Raw genomic sequence first — 19,239 nt, forward strand, 5'->3', positions numbered from 1 at the left:
CGTCGTCTCGGCAGGGCGTGCCTGGTTCCGCAGGCACGCCCTGCGCCGGATAGGGTCCACGCATGGTTGACGTTGCTGCGATCTTCAAGGCGTACGACGTGCGCGGGGTCGTCCCGGACGAGCTGGACGAGTCGGTGGCCCGGGCGGCCGGGGCCGCGTTCGTCGAGGTCCTGGACGTCCTGGCCGGTCCGGGCGCCGTGGTGGTCGGCTACGACATGCGGCCGTCCAGCCCGGGGCTCGCGGCCGCCTTCGCCGAGGGCGTGACCAGTACCGGCGCGGACGTGGTCGACATCGGCCTGGCCTCCACCGACCAGCTGTACTTCGCCTCCGGGCGGCTCCAGCTCCCCGGCGCGATGTTCACCGCCAGCCACAACCCGGCCAAGTACAACGGCATCAAGCTCTGCCGGGCCGGCGCGTCCCCGGTCGGTGCGGAGTCCGGGCTGCGCGACATCGCGGACCTGGTGGCCAAGTCGCTGACCGAGCCACCCGCGGGCGTCCCGGTCCCGGGGAAGGTGACCCGGAAGAACCTGCTCACCGCGTACGCCGACCACCTGAACGAGCTCGTCGACCTGACCGGGATCCGCCCGCTCAAGGTCGTCGTGGACGCCGGCAACGGAATGGGCGGGCACACCGTCCCGGCCGTGTTCGCCACCGGCCCGGTCGAGATCGTCCCGCTGTACTTCGAGCTGGACGGCAACTTCCCGAACCACGAGGCGAACCCGCTGGACCCGAAGAACCTGGTCGACCTGCAGGCCAAGGTCCGCGAGGTCGGCGCCGATCTCGGTCTCGCCTTCGACGGCGACGCGGACCGCTGCTTCGTGGTGGACGAGCAAGGTGACCCGATCTCGCCGAGCGCGATCACCGGGGCCGTCGCCGTCCGCGAGCTGGCCAAGCACCCGGGCTCGTCGGTGATCCACAACCTGATCACCTCCAAGGCGGTGCCCGAGCTGATCACCGAGCACGGCGGTACGCCGGTCCGGGCCCGCGTCGGCCACTCGTACATCAAGGCGCAGATGGCCGAGACGGACGCCGTCTTCGGTGGCGAGCACTCGGCGCACTACTACTTCCGCGACTTCTGGCGGGCCGACACCGGCATGCTCGCGGCGTTGCACGTGCTCGCCGCGGTCGGTGAGCAGGACCGGCCGGCCAGCGAGGTGTTCGCGAAGTACGAGCGGTACGTGGCCTCCGGCGAGATCAACAACCGGGTGGACGACCCGGCCGCGACGGTCGCGGCGATCGAGGACACCTACGCGGGCCGCGACGGCGTTACCGTGGACCACCTGGACGGCCTGACCGTGGACGCGGAAGAGTGGTGGTTCAACGTGCGCGCGTCGAACACCGAGCCGCTGCTCCGGCTGAACGTCGAGGCCGGGGACGCTGCCACGATGGCACGTGTCCGTGACGAAGTACTGGCCCTGATCACCGGCGCACCGGTGGAGGAGAACTGAATGGCAGTCAATCTGGACCCGGACCTGCTCAGCATCCTGGTCTGCCCCAAGTGCCGGTCGGAGTTCCGGGTGGACGACGAGGCGAGCGAACTGGTCTGCACCAACGCCGGCTGCGCGCTGGCCTACCCGGTACGGGACGACATCCCCGTACTGCTGATCGACGAAGCCCGTGAGACCAAAGAGGCCGACGACCACCGATGAGCTCCTTCGACGACTCGCGGCTGGACGACCCGGCCGCGCTCGAGGCGACCGACCACCTGTTGCGCCGGCTGGCCGGCGCCGGAGCCCGGGTCCGGGCCGAGATCGACGCGGCCGAGGAGGTGCTGGCCGGGCTGGACTCGGACGGCTTCCGGCCCCGCGCGGTCGTGGCCGCCGGCCGGGACGCGCGGCTGGTCCGCGCCGTGCTCGAACCGGTCTGCCCGGTGCCGTTCGTGGCCTGGCCCGGTCCGGGTCTGCCGGGTTGGACCGGCCCGCTCGACCTGGTGATCGTGCTCGGTGGCAGCACCGACGACCCGGAGGCGACGTCCGCCGCGTCCGAGGCGGTCCGCCGCGGCTGTGGCCTGATGGTCGCCTGTCCGGAGAACTCGCCGGTCGCCCAGGCGTCGGCGGGGTCCCGGCACGCGATCCGGTTGCCGTCGCAGTCCGACGACCAGCTGGCCGCGGCGGTCGCGGTCCTGCAGGGCCTGCACCAGATGGAGCTCGGCCCGGTCGTCGACGCCAAGGCGGTCGCGACCCTGCTGGACGACGTCGCGATCGAGTGCTCGCCGAACAACGACGTGGCGTCGAACCCGGCCAAGGACCTGTCCCTGATGCTCGCCGACGCGCTGCCGCTGGTCTGGGGCGGTTCCGTCCTGGCCGCGCGGGCCGCCCGGCGGGTGGTCGAGGCGCTGCGGCTGGCCAGCGGTCGCCCGGCACTCGCCGCCGACGCGGGTCACCTGCTGCCGGTCCTGAACCAGCCGCCGCGCGACCTGTTCGCCGACCCGTTCGACCAGGCGGAGGAACTGCGGCCCGGCCTGGTCATCCTGGACGACGGCGTCGAGGACGCGGGCGTGGCCGAGCACCGTCGCCAGCTGGAGGAGAAGGCGGAGCGGCACGACGTCCGCGTGCACATCGTCCGGCAGGCCAGCGGGACCGACATCGCGCGGTACGCAGCGCTCACCCAGCACGGCCGGTACGCCGCGGCGTACCTCGGCATCGGTCTCGGCCGGTACGGCACCGCCGTCGCCGACACCCCGGCCGCTCCGGGCAACCCGGCGGTGGATCCGGCGTGGTAGCCAAACTCTCGAACACGATCCGCGACTACGCCTGGGGGTCGCTCACCGCGATCCCGGCGCTGACCGGTAGCACGCCGGACGGCAAGCCGCAGGCCGAGCTGTGGATGGGGGCGCACGAGTCGGCGTCCTCCATCCTGCCGAGCGGCGAGGCGCTGTACGACGTGGTCAGCTCGCAGCCGACAGAGACGCTGGGGGAGGAGACCGCGCTGCGCTTCGACGGGCGGTTCCCGTTCCTGGCCAAGATCCTGGCCGCCGCGCAGCCGTTGTCGATCCAGGCGCACCCGTCGCCCGAGCAGGCCGTGGAGGGGTACGCCCGGGACGAGGCGGCCGGCATCCCGAAGGACGCGGCCGACCGCAACTACAAGGACGCCTGGCCGAAGCCGGAGATCCTGATCGCGCTCGAGCCGTTCGACGCGCTGGTCGGCTTCCGGCCGCTGGAGCGGACCGTGGCATTCCTGGACGCGCTGGCGGCCGAGGAGCTGTCCGGCCTCACCGACCTGCTGCGCGACGGCAAGCTCCGGGAGGCCTTCACGGCGTTCATGAGCAGCGACCGGGACGCGATCCGTCCGCAGGTCACCGCCCTCGGTGAAGCCTGCCGCCGGTATGCCGGGGACGCGTTCGCGGTGGAGGCCGCGACCCTGGACCAGTTGGCCGCCGACTTCCCCGACGACCCGGGCGTACTCGCTGCCCTGCTGCTCAACCGGGTCCGGCTGGACCGGTTCCAGGCGGTCTACCTCCCGGCCGGCAACGTGCACGCGTACCTGCGCGGGACCGGCTTCGAGGTGATGGCGAACTCGGACAACGTGCTCCGTGGCGGCCTGACCCGCAAGCACATCGACGTCCCTGAGCTCGTCTCCGTGGTCGACTTCGAAGCGCTGGCCGACCCGGTCCTCGAGGGCACCGCGGAGGCGGCCGGCATCACCCGGTACGAGACCGGCTGCGCGTACTTCGCGGTCCGCCGGGCCGACGTCGGCGCGGAACCGCTCACCGTGAACGCCGAGGGTCCGCGGATCGTCGCTGTGGTGGACGGAACCGTCACGGTCGGTGCCGAGGGCATCGAGGTGACCGAGTCGTTGTCCGCCGGGCAGTCCGCGTTCGTCCGAGGACCCGAGGGACCCTGTACCCTGCGTGGTTCCGGCACGGCGTTCGTCGTGTCCGCTCGCTGATTCCGGCGAGCTCTCGAGGCCCCCCGAAACAGTAGAGGACGAACCAACATGGCTGGTGGCGGTACCAAGGCCGTCGTCGCGGCACTGCTGGCGAACACCGGAATCGCGGTCACCAAGTTCGCCGCCTGGGGGCTCACCCAGTCGGCCTCGATGCTGGCCGAGGCGATCCACTCGGTCGCCGACGCGGGCAACCAGGTGCTGCTGCTGGTCGGCGGCAAGCGGGCCCGGCGGGAGGCGGACGAGCTGCACCAGTTCGGCTTCGGCCGGGAGCGGTACGTCTACTCGTTCATCGTCGCGATCGTGCTGTTCAGCGTCGGTGGCCTGTTCGCGCTGTACGAGGGCTACCACAAGATCCACGACCCGCACCCGATCGAGAACTGGAAGTGGGTCCCGGTCGTGGTGCTGGTGGCCGCGATCATCATGGAGACGCTGTCGTTCCGGACCGCGATCGTCGAGGCGAACAAGGTCCGCGGTCAGGTCGGCTGGGCCAAGTTCGTCCGGCAGGCCCGGTCGCCGGAGCTGCCGGTGATCCTGCTCGAGGACTTCGCCGCGCTCACCGGTCTGGTGCTGGCGCTCATCGGCGTGGTCCTGACGCTTGTCACCGGCAACGGTGTGTGGGACGGCGTGGGCTCGATGGCGATCGGCGCGCTGCTGGTCGTGGTGGCGATCTTCCTCGCGATCGAGATGAAGTCGCTGCTGCTCGGCGAGTCGGCCACCCGGGAGGCGCAGCAGAAGATCGTCGCCGCGATCGAGAACACCCCGGGCGTGCAGAAGCTGATCCACATCAAGACCCTGCACCTCGGCCCGGAAGAGGTCCTGGTCGCCGCCAAGCTGGGGGTCGAGCCGACCACCGACGCGGCCGTGGTCGCGCAGACGATCAACGCCGCCGAGCAAGCGGTCCGCGAAGCCGAGCCGATGTCGGTCCACATCTACCTGGAACCCGACATCTACGTCGAAGGCTACGTCCGCGAAGAACGCCCCGCCGTCCCCGAGGCCCCCTCCCACTAACCCACCCCCCGGTCCCCACCCCCACCCCCACCCCCACCCCCGTCCCCGCCCCCGCCCCCGCTCGCCGTCGGCCGTCGGCGTTTCATGGGTTAACCCACCAGGTGCAGGGTTCACCCACCAAAATTCCGTGGGCCAACCCTGCATCCGCCGGGTTAACCCATGAAACGCGGACCGGACCGGGCCGGCGGACCGGACCGCCGGACGGGGACCGGGCCGGACGGGGACGGGGCGGCGGTGGCTGGTGGTGGTTCAGCGGGGGCGTTGGGGTGGTGGGGGCAGGACGCCGGAGCGGCCGAGCCAGTGCAGTGCCCGTTCGCGGTCGATCTCGGCCGGGCTCGGGGGTGCGGTGAGGCGGCCGGTGCGGTAGCCGAGGTTGCGCAGGTCCGCGGCGACGGACGGTTCGGCCAGGGCCTTGAGGGCGAAGGCGAGGGCGGCCGGGGTCACGTCGTAGCGGCGTTCGAGCTCGAGGGCCAGCCGGACCGCGGCGAGATCGCGGTCGTCGTACTGGCGCTGTGAGGTGCGGCCGATGCGCGTCCGGGGCAGCAGGCCGAGCGCCTCCCGGTAGCGCAGCATGCGGGGTGTCGTCCCCAGCTGTTTTGCGGCCTCGGTGATGCGCATGAGGTTCATCCTGACATTTCGGTGTCAGGAATGCCTACCCAGTACCCACCCCGGCCGCCCCACACCGCTAGCCTCGTCTCCGAAGACTTCACACCGACACCCTCAAGGGAGCGGCAACCGCATGACGTTCGACTACAAGGTGGCAGACCTCGGGCTGGCCGAGTTCGGTCGCAAGGAGATCCGGCTCGCCGAGCACGAGATGCCCGGCCTGATGGCGATGCGCGCGCAGTACGGCGACAGCAAGCCGCTGGCCGGCGCGAAGATCATGGGCTCGCTGCACATGACCATCCAGACCGCCGTGCTGATCGAGACGCTGACGGCGCTCGGCGCCGAGGTGCGCTGGGTGTCCTGCAACATCTTCTCCACCCAGGACCACGCCGCCGCCGCGGTCGTCGTCGGCCCGGACGGCACCGCCGACGCGCCGGCCGGTGTGCCGGTCTTCGCCTGGAAGGGCGAGACGCTGGAGGAGTACTGGTGGTGCACGGAGCAGGCGCTGACCTGGCCGGGCGCCGACGGCCCGAACATGATCCTGGACGACGGCGGCGACGCCACCATGCTCGTCCACAAGGGCACCGAGTTCGAGAAGGCCGGCGTCGTGCCGGACCCGTCGACCGCGGAGTCCGAGGAGTACGGCGTCGTGCTGTCCCTGCTCACCCGCTCGCTGGAGCAGAGCAAGGGCAAGTGGACCACGATCGGCGCCGGCATCAAGGGCGTCACCGAGGAGACCACCACCGGTGTGCACCGGCTGTACGAGATGCACAAGGCCGGCGCGCTGCTGTTCCCGGCGATCAACGTCAACGACTCGGTGACCAAGTCGAAGTTCGACAACAAGTACGGCTGCCGGCACTCGCTGATCGACGGCATCAACCGCGCCACCGACGTCCTGATCGGCGGCAAGGTCGCGGTCGTGGCCGGCTACGGCGACGTCGGCAAGGGCTGCGCCGAGTCGCTGCGGGGCCAGGGCGCCCGGGTCGTCGTCACCGAGATCGACCCGATCTGCGCGCTGCAGGCCGCGATGGACGGCTACCAGGTCACCACCCTCGACGACGTCGTCGGGACCGCCGACATCTTCATCACGACGACCGGTAACAAGGACGTCATCACCGCCGACCACATGGCGCGGATGAAGCACCAGGCGATCGTCGGCAACATCGGCCACTTCGACAACGAGATCGACATGGCCGGCCTGTACAAGACCGCCGGCATCGAGCGGGTCACGATCAAGCCGCAGGTCGACGAGTTCCGGTTCGCCGACGGGCACACCGTGATCATCCTGTCCGAGGGCCGGCTGCTGAACCTCGGCAACGCGACCGGGCACCCGTCGTTCGTGATGTCGAACTCGTTCACCAACCAGGTGCTGGCGCAGATCGAGCTGTTCGTGAAGACCGCCGAGTACCCGACCGACGTCTACGTGCTGCCGAAGCACCTGGACGAGATGGTCGCCCGGCTGCACCTGGACGCGCTCGGCGTGAAGCTGACCGAGCTGAGCAAGGAGCAGGCCGAGTACCTCGGCGTCCCCGTCGAGGGCCCGTACAAGTCGGACCACTACCGGTACTGAGTTCCCCGGTACTGAGTTCCCGGTACGTACCGAAGGCGCCGCATCCCGCTCGGGGGTGCGGCGCCTTCGTCGTTGCGGGACCGTCAGCGGATGGCGGCGAACAGGTGCTTGTCGGCGACCTGACCGAGAACGGCGACCTCGGCGAAGCCGGCCTTGTGGAAGGCGTTCTGGGTATCGGTGAGGGTGATGGCGCGGCCCTTGTGCCGATCGGCGAAGCGGCGCTCGCGTTCGGCCAGGAGGCCGGCGAACGCGGGCTCCTCGGCGGCAGCGTTCCACCAGGTCGCCCAGTCCTCGACGCCGGCCGCGTGGGAGTCGGTCCAGATCTGGTCGCGGAGGGCGACGGCGAGTTCGTCGAGCCGGGGGACCTCGGTCGGGCCGAGGCGCATCGTGTCCGCGTTGAGGAAGACGCCGCCGGGACGGATCCGGGTGGCGAGAGTCTGCGCGAGCGTGGTGAGGTCGGCCGGGTCGAGCCAGTGCAGGGCGGTCGCCGAGCAGACTGCGTCGACCGGGTCGGCACCGAGGACCTCGTCCCAGTCCGGCGCGCGGAGGTCGGCCTCGGCGAACATGACACCGGGGACTGCTTGGCGGGCGAGCTCCAGCAGGAACGGGTCGAGGTCGACGCCGACGATCTCCGTGCTCGGGAACTTCGCGTGCGCCCGGGTGGCGATGGAGCCGGGCCCGCAAGCGAGGTCGATGAAGCGGCCAGGCGTGCCGGTGAGGCGTTCGACGATATCGAGCATCAGGGCGAACTGCTCCTCGCGATCAGGCAGGTACCCCGCCTGCTGGTCGTCCCAGCGCCTCAGCCAGCCGGTCCAGTCAATTTGCAGATGCGACATGGTCGCAAGAATAGGCGCCGGACCCGCAGCACTCACCAACCCCCTCGTCAGAGCTCTTCCCAGGCCTACGTGAGCGGGGAAGAGCGGGGAGGCGGGGGTTGATGAGTGGTGGCGGTCCGGCTAGTTGGTGCCGGGGGCGTGCCAGCCCTGCTGGTTCACGGTCGAGCGGGGCGCTTCCTGTGCTGCCGGTGGGCCCCAAACCGTGGCCGGGGCTCCGTACGCCGGAGCAGGCGCGATCGCGGGGGTCTGCGCGTACGGGCTGGGCGGCCCGAACGGTCCGGTCGGGGTGCTGTAAGAGCTGCCGTTGTACGACGAGCCGAACGGGCCGGTCGGCGTGCTGTACGAGCTGGCGAACGGGTTGGGGGTGAGGGCCGGGCGCGCGGCCAGGCGGGCCATTTCGCGGCGGCGGCGTTCGGCCAGGACGGCGGAGAGGAAGGCCGGTGACGAGATCGGGACCGGTGGGGCGGGAGCCGTGACGGCGCCGACGCGGGCGGCCAGCGCGTCCCCCAGCGCGACCTGGGCCGGCGGTTCGAGGTCGCGGTAGCGGGCCAGGTACTCGCGGGCCGTGTTGGCGAGGTCGTCGGACAGCCGGGACAACTCGAGCGACTGGGCCCACTGGACCAGGTGGCCGGGGACGAAGAGCGGCGGCGACGCCATTGGCTGGTGGCGTTCGCGGATCACCACGGTGCCCGCGACCATGTCGCCGATCCGCTTGCCCTGCTTGTTCATCAGGCTCGCGACGATGCCCGGGCTGGCCGCGAACCACGGCGCGAAGTCCACGAAGACCCACAGCAGCGACCGCACCAGCGCGTGCCGGAACCGGATCGAGCTGCCGTCGTCGCGGACCACTCGGAGTCCGAGCGCGAGCTTGCCCAGCGTCCGGCCGCGGGTCAGCGTCTCCATCACCACGCGGTACCCGACCAGGACCAGCAGCAGCGAGATGAACACCAGCGCCACCCCGAGCGCCTCGCTGGCCCCGGAGATCAGGTAGCCGAACAGGGAAGCCAGCAGTACGCCGAGCACGATCATCTGCAGGGTGAAGTCGATCGCGCAGGCCAGCGCCCGGGTCGGCATCCGGGCGATGCGGACCTGGAGGACAACCGCCTCTCCCGTCACCAGCTGCGACAACCCGTACCTCCTCCCGACAGATCCGTGAGAGTCAGTCTCGCTCATGCCAGGTCCTCCCGGGCCTGCGGGCGCGGGCCGAACCGGCGACCCTAGGATGCGGGAGACTCGAGCAGGGACCAGGACGGGAGGTGGCGGGTGGACGTCGAGGCGTACGTGTCGGTTCATCAGCCGCAGTGGGACCGGCTGGCCGAGCTGACCCGGCGGCAGCGCCGGCTGAGTGGGGCCGAGGCCGACGAGCTCGTGTTGCTCTATCAGCGGGTCGGTACGCATCTGGCCGCGCTTCGGGCCGGGGGTGCCGATCCCGTCACCGTCGGGCGGTTGTCCGGGCTGATCGCGGACGCGCGCGGGGCCGTGACCGGGGCGCAGGCACCGGTCTGGCGGGACATCTCGCGGTACTTCCTGGTGAGCTTCCCGGCCGCGCTCTACCTGACCCGGCGCTGGTGGCTGACGATCGGGCTGCTGTTCTACCTGGTCGCGGCCTGGGTCGCGTGGCGGATCATCAGCCGGCCGGAGATCCTCGACTCGGTGGCGACGCCGGTGCAGATCCAGCAGCTCGTCGACAAGGACTTCGCCGCGTACTACTCGGAGAACCCGGCCCAGGACTTCGCCCTCCGGGTCTGGATCAACAACGCGACGATCGCGGCCGCCGTGCTCGCGGTCGGGGTGCTGTTGCTGCCGGCCGTGTTCGTGCTCTGGAGCAACGCGCTCAACCTGGGCGTGATGGCCGGCGTGATGATCGGGCACGACCGCGGCGACGTGTTCTTCGGCCTGATCACGCCGCACGGCCTGCTCGAGCTGACCGCGGTGTTCGTCGCGGCCGCGGCCGGGTTGCGGCTCGGCTGGTCCTGGATCGCGCCCGGCCCGCGGACCCGGATGCAGGCGCTCGCGCAGACCGGCCGGGCGACCGTCGGGATGGCGATCGGGCTCGCGGTGATCCTGCTGACCACCGGCCTGATCGAGGCGTTCGTGACCCCGTCGCCGCTGCCGACCGCGATCCGGGTCGGCATCGGCGTCCTCGCCGAGGTGGGCTTCTTCGTCTACGTCTGGACCCTCGGCCGCCGGGCGGCACGCGCCGGGGAGTACGGCGATGTCGAGGCCGTCGATCGCGAGGCGACAGCACCGGTCTCGGCCTGACGCCGCGGCACCGTTTGCGGTTGGGTACGGGTTCTGACGACTTGGGGACCGCCACTCGTGTCGTGAGGGAGCAGGATGAGGACCGCCGCACGCCAGGCCCAGAACAGCAAGGTGTACGACCTGTCGATCACGGTCGGACTGATCGCGTACGGCGTCGTCTACCTGCTGGTCGCCTGGATCGCCTTCCAGCTCGCCTGGGGCAACTCGGATCAGGAGGCGTCGCAACAGGGCGCGCTCCGTGAGCTCGCGGACAAGCCACTCGGTGGGGTCCTGCTCTGGGTGGTCGCCTTCGGCCTGTTCGCGTTGGTGGTGTGGAAGGCGCTCTCGCTCGCCTACGGGCAACTGGACACCGGCAAGAAGCTGTCCGCGGCCGGGCAGGGCGCCGTGTACCTGGTGCTCGGGTTCAGCGCGATCAAGGTCGCCCTCGGTTCGGGGAGTTCGGGCAGCGGCAGCGAGCAGTCGTTGACGGCCAAGCTGATGGCCAACGGCGCCGGCCGGGTGGTCGTGGTGATCATCGGCCTGGTGATCGTCGGGATCGGCGTCCGGCAGGTGTACAAGGCGGTGACGAAGAAGTTCACCGAGGACCTGGTCGGTGGGATCTCCACCACGACCCTGCTGCTCGGTCGGCTCGGGTACACCGCCAAGGGCGTCGCCTTCCTGGTCGTCGGCGCGCTGTTCACCTGGGCCGCGATCGACTACGACCCGAAGAAGGCGGGCGGCCTCGACACCGCCCTGCAGACCATCAAGGGCCAGCCGTTCGGGACGTTCCTGCTCACCGTGATGGCGATCGGCATCGCCTGCTTCGGCCTGTACTGCTTCGTCTGGTCCCGCAACGCCAAGCACTGAGCACGTCCTGTCGCCGCCGCGGGCCAGGGAACGGAAGTATGACAAAGATCGGTAAATCGTTGACACCCACGGTCCTTCTGGTGTGGCTTTCTCTCTAAACAACGCGCGAGGGAAACAACGCGCGAGGGCGGAAGGTGCGTGGGGCGATGAGGAAGTGGCTGGCAGGACTGGCTGCACTGGGGATGGCGGCGGTGGGGATCCTGCCCGCACAAGCCGCCGAGCCGGACAGCCCGAAGGTGATCCGGGTCGGTGCGACCCAGGCGATGGACTCGATGAACCCGTTCCTGGCCGTCCGGCTGGTGTCGTCGTCGATCCACCGCTGGATGTACGGGTTCCTCACCGTGCCGGACTCGAAGACGCTCCAGCCGAGCCCGGACCTGGCGGAGTCCTGGACGACGTCGCCGGACGGGCTGACCTGGACGTTCAAGATCCGGCAGGCGAAGTGGTCCGACGGGCAGCCGGTGACGGCCGAGGACGCGGCCTGGACCTTCACCAAGATGATGACCGACGACGGCGCGAAGACGGCGAACGGCCCGGCGGTGGAGAACTTCGCCAGTGTGACGGCGAACGGCCAGGAGCTGACCATCAAGCTGAAGGCCCCGCAGGCGTCGATGCTGGACAACCCGGTGCCGATCATGCCCAAGCACGTCTGGGAGAAGGTCGGCGACATCGCCAAGTACGACGCCGACGACTATCCCGCGGTGACCAGCGGGCCGTACATCGCGGTGGAGCACAAGAAGGACCAGTACGTGAAGCTGAAGGCCAACCCGGACTACTGGCGCGGCCGGCCGAAGATCGACGAGCTGCAGATGATCTTCTACGACAACCCGGCGGCCGCGGTGGTCGGCCTGAAGAAGGGCGACATCGACCTGATCGGCCGGCTCGCACCGCCGGACTTCGAGGCGCTCAAGGGCACCGACACCATCGTCCAGTGGAACACCGAGGGCCGGCGGTCGACGTATCTGCAGATCAACCACGGCGCCACCACCAGCGACAACAAGCCGATCGGGGACGGGCACCCGGCGCTGAAGGACCCGCGGGTCCGGCAGGCGCTGCACACCGCGATCGACAAGCAGAAGCTGGTCGACGAGGTGCAGAACGGGCTGGCCCGGCCGGCCGACGGCTCGATCGTCCCGCCGATGTACAAGGACTTCTTCTGGGAGGCCACCGGGGCCGAGAAGGTGTCGTTCGACCTGGCCAAGGCGAACAAGATCCTCGACGACGCCGGGTACAAGAAGGGGGCCGACGGCATCCGGGCCATGCCCGACGGGTCCCGCAAGCTGCAGTTCCGGTTCAGCATCCACACCGACACCCCGATCGAGGACAAGCTGGCCGAGTACCTGACCGGCTGGTTCAAGGAGCTCGGGATCACGCTGACCACCAAGCGGCTGGACTCCAGCAAGTTCACCGAGGAGACCGGTACCACCGCGCTGTTCGACATCGCGATCAGCGGCTGGTCGGTGAACCCGGACCCGGAGGAGGTGCTGGCCACGCACCTGTGCAGCCGGCGGCCGACCGCGTCCGGCGAGGGCGGCGGGACCGAGTCGTTCTACTGCGACCCGCAGTTCGAGCAGCTGTACGCCCAGCAGCAGAAGGAGCTGGACCGCGGCAAGCGGGCCGAGGTGATCAAGAAGATGGAGCAGCGGCTCTACACCGACGCTCCGGTGATCGCGCTGTACTACCCGAACAACCTCGAGGGCTACCGCAGTGACCGGATCGCCAGCGTCACCTCCATCCCGGAGGACAAGGGCATGCTGTACGGCGGCAGCGGCTACTGGCCGTTCTACACGCTCGAGGCGGTGAGCACGAACGGCGAGTCCGACGAGGGCTCGAACACCGGCGTGATCGTCGGTGTCGTGGCCGCTGTCGTGGTGCTCGCCGCGGCCGGTCTGTTTGTTGCCCGGCGCAAGCGTGGCGTCGCGGACGAGCGCGAATGACGGCCGTTCGTCCAGGAGTACCGCGATGACGGTGACCCAGTCGGCCGTCGACGCGATCGAGGAGCGCCCCGCCCGCCACGGCCTGGCCCGGTACGCCGCGGCCAAGGCGGGCGGGGCCCTGCTCAGCATCGCGATGGTGATCGTGGCGACGTTCTTCGCGTTCCGGCTGCTGCCGGGCGACCCGGTCCGGGCGCTCGCGCAGGGCCGGAACATGACGCCCGAGCAGCTGGACCTCGAACGCGCGCGGCTCGGGCTGGACAAGTCCCTGCCCGAGCAGTTCGTGCACTTCGTCGGTCAGACCCTGCGGTTCGACCTCGGCGTCTCGTACGAGTACAAGCGGCCTGTGCTCGACCTGATCGGTGAGCGGATCGGGTCGACGTTGCTGCTCACCGGGACCGCGCTGGTGATGGCGGTCAGCCTCGGCGTCTGGCAGGGCGCGCGGGCCGGGTGGAAGCCGGGCAGCCGGTTCGACCGGTTCTCCACCGCGATCTCGCTGGTGCTCTGGTCGGTGCCGACGTTCTGGCTCGGCCTGTTGCTGCTGATGGTGTTCGCGGCCGGCGTCGGCCCGATCCCCGGCATCTTCCCGACCCGGGGGATCGAGAGCGTCGACGCGCCGGACGGGTTCGGGTACGTGCTCGACGTGGCCAAACACATGGTGCTGCCCTGTCTGACGATGGTGGCGGTGGTCTATGCGCAGTACCTGCTGGTGATGCGGTCGTCGGTGCTGGACGAGGTCGGGCAGGACTACGTCACCACGGCCCGCGCCAAGGGGCTGCGCGACGACGAGGTACGCCGCAAGCACGCCGTCCCGAACGCGTTGCTGCCGACCGTGACGCTGGTGTTCATGCGGATCGGGTTCGTCGTCGGCGGGGCCGTCACGGTCGAGGCGATCTTCAGCTGGCCGGGACTGGGGCAGCTGTTCTACGAGGCGATCCGGGTGCCCGACTTCACCCTGATGCAGGGCACGTTCCTGCTGATCACGGTGTCGGTGATCCTGATGAACACGCTCGCCGACGTCGTCTACCACGTGCTCGACCCGAGGGTGAGGTCCGCATGAGTGTCACCTGGACCCGGCGCAAGCGCGGGCTGCGGCGGTTCTGGTCGGATTTCCGGACCCACCGGGCCGGGGTGACCGGGCTCGCGATCCTGGTCGTCGCCGTCGTACTCGCGGTGATCGCGCCTTTGTTCATCGACGAGAGCGTGACCAACGTGGTCCGCGGGACCGGCGAGAAGCTGGCACCGCCGAGCCTGGACAACCCGCTCGGCACCGACGAGTCCGGCCGGTCGATCCTGCAGCTGATCTGGTGGGGTTCGCGGACGTCGCTGCTGATCGGTTTTCTGGCCGCCTTGCTCAGTATGGTGATCGGCACCGTGCTCGGGATCGCGGCCGGCCACTTCCGCGGCTGGATCGGCGCGGTGATCATGCGGGTGACCGACTGGTTCCTGGTCCTGCCGTCGCTGGTCACGGCGCTGGTGCTGGCGGCCATCCTCGGCGGCAGCACGGCGACCATCATCATCGCGATCGGCGTCACCTCGTGGCCGTCGACGGCCCGGCTGATCCGGGCCCAGACGCTGGCGGTGGAGGCACGGCCCTACATCGAGCGGTCCCAAGCGCTCGGCGGTGGACACTGGCACATCACCACCCGGCACGTCCTGCCGAACGTCGCACCGTTGCTGCTGGCAAGTACCACGCTGGAGGTGGCGAGCGCGATCGTCACCGAGTCCACGCTGGCCTTCCTCGGGGTGAGTGCGAACAAGACCTCGTGGGGCACCATGCTGCGCGGTTCGTACGACTGGGGCGCGGCGACGTCGGGCGCCTGGTGGTACATCCTCGTGCCCGGTCTGTGCATCGTCGTGGTGGTGCTGGCGTTCACGCTGTGCGGCCGCGCGCTGGAGACCGTGCTCAACCCGCGACTCCGGGGAGCGACCCGATGAGCCTGCTCGAACTCGACGACGTCTCGATCACGTACCGGCTGGCCGACGGCGAGCTGCCCGCTGTCCGCGGCGTGTCGTTGGCCCTGGACGCCGGCCAGGCGCTCGGCGTGGTGGGGGAGTCCGGCTCGGGCAAGTCCACCCTGGCGATGGCGTTGCTCCGGTTGTTGCCGAAGGACGCCCGGGTCACCGGGAGCGTCCGGCTCGACGGCGAGGACGTGCTGGCGATGAAGTGGGGCCGGCTCCGCGCGGTCCGCTGGGCGCAGGCCTCGATCGTCTTCCAGGGCGCCCAGCACGGCCTGAACCCGGTCCGCCGGATCGGCGAGCAGATCGCCGAACCGCTGCTCGTGCACAAGCTCGCGGACCCGGATCGGGCCAGGCGGCGGGTGGCCGAGCTGCTCGACCAGGTGGGCCTGCCGGCCTGGCGGGCGAAGAGCTACCCGCACGAGTTGAGTGGGGGCCAGCGGCAACGGGTGATGATCGCGATGGCGCTGGCCTGCGAACCACGTCTCATCGTCGCCGACGAGCCGACCACCGCGCTCGACGTGATGGTGCAGGCGCAGGTGCTGACGCTGATCCGCGAGCTGGTCGCCGCCGAGGACATCGCGCTGCTGATGATCTCGCACGACCTGTCCGTGCTGGCCGATCTCTGCGACCGGCTGGTCGTCATGTACGCCGGGCGGGTGGTCGAGTCGGCGCCCGCGGGTGAAGGGTTCACCCACCCGTACAGCAAGGCGCTGGCCGCGGCGTTCCCGACGATCGGTGATCCCGCGTCCCGGCTGGCACCCCAGGGACTTGGCGGCGATCCGCCCGATCCGCTGCAGCTGCCGACGGGGTGCGTGTTCCATCCACGCTGCCCGGTCGCGCTCGACACTTGTTCCACCGTGGAGATCGACCTGCGTCCGGCCGGTGACCGGCGGACGGCGGCCTGTGTGCTGGCCGGGGAGGCATAGATGCTTGAGGCAAGGAACTTGGCGGTCGAGTTTGCCTCCCGGGGCCGGCGCGCCCGGGCTGTCGACGGGGTCAACCTGACCGTCGGCGCCGGCGAGATCGTCGCCCTGGTCGGCGAGTCCGGCTGCGGCAAGACCACGCTCGCCCGGACCCTGCTCGGCCTGGAACGCCCCACGGCCGGCGAGGTCGTGTACGACGGGTCCCCACTCGGGTACCGGCCCCGGGCACTGAAGGCGTACCGGCGTCAGGTGCAGCTGGTCCTGCAGGATCCGATGGGCTCGCTCAATCCCCGGCAGACCGTGTACGAGGCGGTCGCCGAAGGGCCGCGGATCCACGGCCTGCCGGACGAGGAGCAGGTCGTCGCCGACGCGCTCTCCCGGGCCGGACTGCGACCGCCGGAACGGTTCTTCCTCCGGTACCCGCACGAGCTCTCCGGCGGTCAGCGGCAGCGGGTCGTGATCGCGGGTGCGCTCGCCCTGAATCCGAAGGTGCTGATCGCCGACGAACCGGTCGCGTCCCTGGACGCCTCGGTGCGCGGCGAGATCCTGGCCCTGCTGCTCCGCCTCCGCGCCGATCTCGGCCTGTCCGCGCTGGTCGTCACCCACGACCTCGGCCTGGCCTGGAACATCGCGGACCGGGTCGCCGTGATGTACCTGGGCCGGATCGTCGAGTCGGGCCCGGTCGAGCAGGTCCTGACGGCACCCCGGCACCCGTACACCCAGGCGCTGCTCTCGGTCCTGCCCGAGTCACCGGAACGCATCGTGCTCACCGGCGAGCCCCCGGACCCGACCCGGATCCCGGCCGGCTGCCGCTTCCACCCCCGCTGCCAGGTGGTCGCCTCCGGGCGGGCCGCCGCCGCGGGCATCGAACAGGACTGCAGCGGCAAGGCGCTCCCCGTCCTCACCGCCGACCCGGTGGCCGAGGTCGCCTGTCACCTGATCGACACCCGCGTTCCCTCCGAGCCGACGTAGTCCGCGCGGTCAGCGGGCAGGTCGCCGGTGAGGATGATCTCGTCGGCGAGGTCGCGGAGTTTGCGGTTGCTGCGCTGGCTGGCCGCGCTGAGCACGTCGAAGGCCTGCGCCTCGGTGAGGTGGAGGCGGGTCATCAGGACGCCCAGGGCGGTGCCGATCCGGCGGTTGGAGGCAAGCGCCTTGCGGAGCTCGGCGGACTCCTGCGCGGACGTGCTCAGGACGTGCTCGCGCAGTTGGTGGAGCTCGTGGTGGACCCGCAGACGGGCCAGCAGTTCGGCCGCGTCGAACGGCTTCACGATGTAGTCGTCCGCGCCCGCCGTCAGACCGTCGACGGCCGCGGACGCCCCGGCCCGCGCGGTGAGCAGGACGACCGGGGTCCGGGCCAGCGGTGGGTACGCCCGGATCGTCTGCAGCAGGGCGATCCCGTCCCGGCCGGGCAGCATGATGTCGCTCAGCACGAGGTCCGGTGGCTCCCGCACGGTGAGCGCGCTGTCCACGTCACCGACGGCGTCGACCGTCCAGCCGTCGGTGGACAGCAGCCGGACCAGGTACTCCCGCATGTCCGTGTTGTCCTCCACCAGCAGGAGCCGGCCCAGTTCCACCCGCGGCGGCGTGGTCGTTGCCTCGGACAACTGCTTGGTGGGTCCGGCCGCGTTCAGATGCGCCTCGGTGAGCGCGCGGACCGATTCCAGCGGCGCGGGCGGGGCCAGTTTCTCGGCGGTCACCGGCATCCGCACCGTGAACGTACTGCCCTTGCCCGGTTCGCTGGCGACCGCGATCGTCCCGCCGTGCAGCCGGACCAGTTCCGTGGCCAACGGCAACCCGATCCCGGCCCCTTCGGCGCTCCGCGCGGTCGGGTCGTCGCTGCGGTGGAACCGCTCGAACACGTGCTCGGTGTCCGCGGCCGCGATCCCGATCCCGGTGTCGGTCACCGCGCAGACGACCTCGTCGGCGGTCGTCGTCAGGGTCACGTCGATCCGGCCGGACGGGGTGTACTTCACCGCGTTGGACAGCAAATTGGACAGCACCTTCACCCACATCTCCCGGTCGACCAGCGCCACCACCGGCCGATCCGGGACCGCCACCGTGAGCTCCAGGCCGTGCCGTTCGGCGGCGGAGCGGAACATGCTCGTCGTCTCGACGGTCAGCTCCGCGACGTCGGTCGGCTCCGGCTGGGCCCGCAACTGCCCGGCGTCGGCCAGCGAGATGTCCAGCAGCCCGTCCACGAGCTGGCGCAACCGGACGGCCGCCCGGCGCGCGGTCTCCACCTGGTGCTGCTTTCCGGCCGGCAACGGTTCGCCGGAGGACAGCTCCTTCAACGGGCCGAGCAGCAACGTGAGCGGCGTCCGGAACTCGTGGCTGATGTTCTGGAAGAACCGGGTCTTCGCCGCGTCCAGGTCGGCCAGCGACTGGGCCCGGCGCCGTTCGGCCTGGTACGCCCAAGCGTCGGTGAGCGTTGTCGTCACCTGCCGCGCGACGACGTCGAGGAAGTTGCGGTACTCCCGGTCGAACGCCCGGTGCGGGCTGATCCCGAGCACCAGCACCCCGAGCGGCCCGGACGGACCGGTGAGCGGGGTGACGAGCGCTTCCGACGGCGTTCCCGGCCCGACGAAGCTCGGGGTGATCCCGTTCGGCGGGAGCCCGGTGACGTGCTCGGCGACCGCGGTCGACCGGACCCGCTCGACCACCTCCCTCAGGCCCGGTTGATCCGCCGGCGACCCGGTCACGCCGTACGCCGTGACCGGCTCACCCTGGTCCGGCCGTTCGTCGTACAGCACGGCGAACGGTACGTCGGCGCGGTTGTCTCCGAGCACGTCGAGCGCGGACCGGGCCGCGGCGAGCACGGTGGTCCCCGCCGCGGAGAGTCCACCGAGCTGATTCAGCGTGACCAGGCGGCGTCGTCCGACCACGGCGGCGGACACGTCGGTGGTGGCCACGAACACGCCGCGGACGGCGTTCTCCGCGTCGGTGATCGGGCTGTACGAGAACGTCCAGTACGTCTCCTCGCGGTACCCGTGCCGGTTCAGCAGCAGGAACTGCTCGACCGAGTACGTCGCCCCCGCGCCGGACAGCACCTGCATCGCCATCGGCCGCAGCTCCGGCCACGCCTCGGCCCAGCACACCGCGGCCGCCTGCCCCATCGACGCGGGGTGCTTGCTGCCGAGGACCGGCGTGTACGCGTCGTTGTAGAGCTGCAGCAGGTCCGGTCCCCACCAGATCAGCATCGGCACCTCGGACGCGAGCACCGTCCGGACCGCCGCCAGGAGCTCCGGCGGCCACTGGTCCACCGGGCCCAGTGGCGTCGACTCCCATGCGTGTTCGCGGAGCAGCTTCCGCGTCGTTCCCGTCCCGCGGAACAGCTCCTCGGCCGTCACCGACACACTTTCTCCTCGTCCCCCTGGCGACTCGTTCTCGTCGGAGCCGCAGGGTAC

Annotated in this window: 17 protein-coding genes; 13 read left to right on the forward strand and 4 right to left on the reverse strand. The window is 70.6% G+C overall.

What is annotated here, in order from left to right; genetic code table 11:
- Nucleotides 1-62: 62 nt before the first annotated feature.
- Genes FB561_RS16135 through FB561_RS16155 form a run of 5 tightly spaced genes read left to right on the forward strand, consistent with a single transcriptional unit; the run spans nucleotide 63 to nucleotide 4,896 of the window.
- Nucleotides 63-1,448 carry a phosphomannomutase/phosphoglucomutase gene (locus tag FB561_RS16135; RefSeq protein WP_145807507.1) on the forward strand — a complete coding sequence of 462 codons (1,386 nt, stop codon included), beginning with the start codon at nucleotides 63-65 and terminating at the stop codon, nucleotides 1,446-1,448.
- Nucleotides 1,449-1,649, forward strand: a complete 201-nt coding sequence (locus FB561_RS16140; protein WP_145807509.1) for a Trm112 family protein — start codon at nucleotides 1,449-1,451, stop codon at nucleotides 1,647-1,649.
- Nucleotides 1,646-2,722: an SIS domain-containing protein gene (locus tag FB561_RS16145; RefSeq protein ID WP_145807511.1), complete on the forward strand. Its 1,077-nt coding sequence runs from the start codon at nucleotides 1,646-1,648 to the stop codon at nucleotides 2,720-2,722. Before FB561_RS16140 ends, FB561_RS16145 begins: the two co-directional genes overlap by 4 nt.
- Nucleotides 2,716-3,888: a mannose-6-phosphate isomerase, class I gene (gene manA / locus FB561_RS16150; RefSeq protein WP_145807513.1), complete on the forward strand. Its 1,173-nt coding sequence runs from the start codon at nucleotides 2,716-2,718 to the stop codon at nucleotides 3,886-3,888. Before FB561_RS16145 ends, manA begins: the two co-directional genes overlap by 7 nt.
- Nucleotides 3,889-3,936: 48 nt before the next feature.
- Nucleotides 3,937-4,896 (forward strand): cation diffusion facilitator family transporter, encoded by a 960-nt coding sequence (locus FB561_RS16155; RefSeq protein ID WP_145807515.1) that lies wholly within the window; start codon nucleotides 3,937-3,939, stop codon nucleotides 4,894-4,896.
- 249 nt (nucleotides 4,897-5,145) lie between these two features.
- Here the strand turns inward: FB561_RS16155 and FB561_RS16165 are convergent, their stop codons facing one another.
- On the reverse strand, nucleotides 5,146-5,514 hold the full coding sequence (locus FB561_RS16165; RefSeq protein WP_145807517.1) for a MerR family transcriptional regulator: 369 nt from the start codon (nucleotides 5,512-5,514) through the stop codon (nucleotides 5,146-5,148).
- A 121-nt stretch (nucleotides 5,515-5,635) separates the two neighbouring features.
- Between FB561_RS16165 and ahcY the strand changes: the two genes are divergently transcribed.
- Nucleotides 5,636-7,072, forward strand: coding sequence for an adenosylhomocysteinase (gene ahcY / locus FB561_RS16170; RefSeq protein ID WP_145807519.1), 1,437 nt, complete (start codon nucleotides 5,636-5,638; stop codon nucleotides 7,070-7,072).
- An 83-nt stretch (nucleotides 7,073-7,155) separates the two neighbouring features.
- Here ahcY and FB561_RS16175 read toward each other — a convergent pair whose 3' ends face one another.
- Together FB561_RS16175 and FB561_RS16180 are read right to left on the reverse strand one after the other, a co-directional pair.
- Nucleotides 7,156-7,908: a class I SAM-dependent methyltransferase gene (locus FB561_RS16175; RefSeq protein ID WP_145807521.1), complete on the reverse strand. Its 753-nt coding sequence runs from the start codon at nucleotides 7,906-7,908 to the stop codon at nucleotides 7,156-7,158.
- 120 nt (nucleotides 7,909-8,028) lie between these two features.
- On the reverse strand, nucleotides 8,029-9,036 hold the full coding sequence (locus FB561_RS16180; RefSeq protein ID WP_238334842.1) for an RDD family protein: 1,008 nt from the start codon (nucleotides 9,034-9,036) through the stop codon (nucleotides 8,029-8,031).
- Between the two features lie 135 nt (nucleotides 9,037-9,171).
- Here FB561_RS16180 and FB561_RS16185 point away from each other — a divergent pair, with 135 nt between their 5' ends.
- The 7 genes from FB561_RS16185 (at nucleotide 9,172) to FB561_RS16215 (ending at nucleotide 16,807) form a co-directional block, all read left to right on the forward strand.
- Entirely contained in the window at nucleotides 9,172-10,170 is a 999-nt protein-coding gene (locus FB561_RS16185) for a stage II sporulation protein M (protein WP_145807523.1), read from the forward strand.
- 75 nt (nucleotides 10,171-10,245) lie between these two features.
- Entirely contained in the window at nucleotides 10,246-11,016 is a 771-nt protein-coding gene (locus tag FB561_RS16190; RefSeq protein ID WP_145807525.1) for a DUF1206 domain-containing protein, read from the forward strand.
- A gap of 146 nt (nucleotides 11,017-11,162) precedes the next feature.
- Nucleotides 11,163-12,953: an ABC transporter substrate-binding protein gene (locus FB561_RS16195; RefSeq protein WP_145807527.1), complete on the forward strand. Its 1,791-nt coding sequence runs from the start codon at nucleotides 11,163-11,165 to the stop codon at nucleotides 12,951-12,953.
- Between the two features lie 25 nt (nucleotides 12,954-12,978).
- The gene (locus FB561_RS16200) at nucleotides 12,979-14,010 is read left to right on the forward strand and encodes an ABC transporter permease (RefSeq protein WP_145807529.1); all 1,032 of its coding nucleotides are present in this window, start codon (nucleotides 12,979-12,981) and stop codon (nucleotides 14,008-14,010) included.
- Complete coding sequence (locus FB561_RS16205) at nucleotides 14,007-14,888, forward strand: ABC transporter permease (protein ID WP_145807531.1); 882 nt, start codon at nucleotides 14,007-14,009, stop codon at nucleotides 14,886-14,888. Before FB561_RS16200 ends, FB561_RS16205 begins: the two co-directional genes overlap by 4 nt.
- Nucleotides 14,885-15,838: an ABC transporter ATP-binding protein gene (locus tag FB561_RS16210; RefSeq protein ID WP_145807533.1), complete on the forward strand. Its 954-nt coding sequence runs from the start codon at nucleotides 14,885-14,887 to the stop codon at nucleotides 15,836-15,838. The genes FB561_RS16205 and FB561_RS16210 overlap by 4 nt, the downstream gene beginning before the upstream one ends.
- Nucleotides 15,839-16,807 (forward strand): ABC transporter ATP-binding protein, encoded by a 969-nt coding sequence (locus tag FB561_RS16215; protein ID WP_145807535.1) that lies wholly within the window; start codon nucleotides 15,839-15,841, stop codon nucleotides 16,805-16,807.
- On the opposite strand, the gene FB561_RS16220 is transcribed toward FB561_RS16215, so the two are convergent.
- The gene (locus FB561_RS16220; RefSeq protein ID WP_202880632.1) at nucleotides 16,768-19,188 is read right to left on the reverse strand and encodes an ATP-binding protein; all 2,421 of its coding nucleotides are present in this window, start codon (nucleotides 19,186-19,188) and stop codon (nucleotides 16,768-16,770) included. The genes FB561_RS16215 and FB561_RS16220 overlap by 40 nt on opposite strands.
- Nucleotides 19,189-19,239: the final 51 nt, after the last annotated feature.

The sequence above is a fragment of the Kribbella amoyensis genome (assembly GCF_007828865.1).
In the GTDB taxonomy this organism is placed as follows: Bacteria; Actinomycetota; Actinomycetes; order Propionibacteriales; family Kribbellaceae; genus Kribbella; species Kribbella amoyensis.